Consider the following 1,049-nt stretch of genomic DNA (forward strand, 5'->3'; position numbering starts at 1 on the left):
CCACGCTGCTGGGCACCGCCATCCTCGTCGGCGGCGTGGCCACCTTCACCACCTCCGCCCTCAGCGTCGGCAGCCACCCGCTGACCGCCGTCTACAGCGGGGACGTCAGCTTCAACGGCTCGACGTCTCCGGTGGACACCCAGACCGTGAACGCGGCCGACACCACCACGGTGTTGACGTCGGCGCCGGACCCGTCGGCGTTCGGCCAGGCCAAGGTCCTGACCGCCACCGTTGCCGTGGTTCCTCCGGGTGCCGGTACTCCCACCGGGACCGTGTCGTTCTTCGACGGCGCCACGCTGCTGGGCACCGCCACCCTCGTCGGCGGCGTCGCCACCTTCACCACCTCCGCCCTCACCGTCGGCACCCACCCCCTGACCGCTGTCTACAGCGGGGACGTCAGCTTCAACGGCTCCACCTCCCCCGTCGACACCCAGACGGTCAGTAAGGCCGGCACCGTCACCGTCCTCACGTCGGCACCCGACCCGTCGGCGTTCGGGCAGGCCAAGGTCCTGACCGCCACGGTTGCTGCCGTCGCTCCGGGTGCCGGCACTCCCACGGGCACGGTGTCGTTCTTCGACGGCGCCACGCTGCTGGGCACCGCCACCCTCGTCGGCGGCGTCGCCACCTTCACCACCTCCGCCCTCACCGTCGGCAGCCACCCGCTGACCGCCGTCTACGGCGGGGACGTCAGCTTCAACGGCTCGACGTCTCCGGTGGACACCCAGACGGTCAGTAAGGCCGGCACCGTCACCGTCCTCACGTCGGCACCCGACCCGTCGGCGTTCGGACAGACCAAGGTCCTGACCGCCACGGTTGCTGCCGTCGCTCCGGGTGCCGGCACTCCCACGGGCACGGTGTCGTTCTTCGACGGCGCCACGCTGCTGGGCACCGCCATCCTCGTCGGCGGCGTGGCCACCTTCACCACCTCCGCCCTCAGCGTCGGCAGCCACCCGCTGACCGCCGTCTACGGCGGGGACGTCAGCTTCAACGGCTCGACGTCTCCGGTGGACACCCAGACGGTCAGTAAGGCCGGCACCGTCACCGTCCTC

General features: G+C 71.4%; 1 protein-coding gene. It reads left to right on the forward strand.

Annotated elements, in window-relative coordinates; translation table 11 throughout:
• Positions 1-1,049: Ig-like domain-containing protein (locus tag ACZ3UD_RS37725; protein ID WP_465598647.1), on the forward strand; the 1,049-nt coding region annotated here is incomplete at both ends.

It is taken from the genome of Kitasatospora sp. NPDC023118 (genome assembly GCF_055560875.1).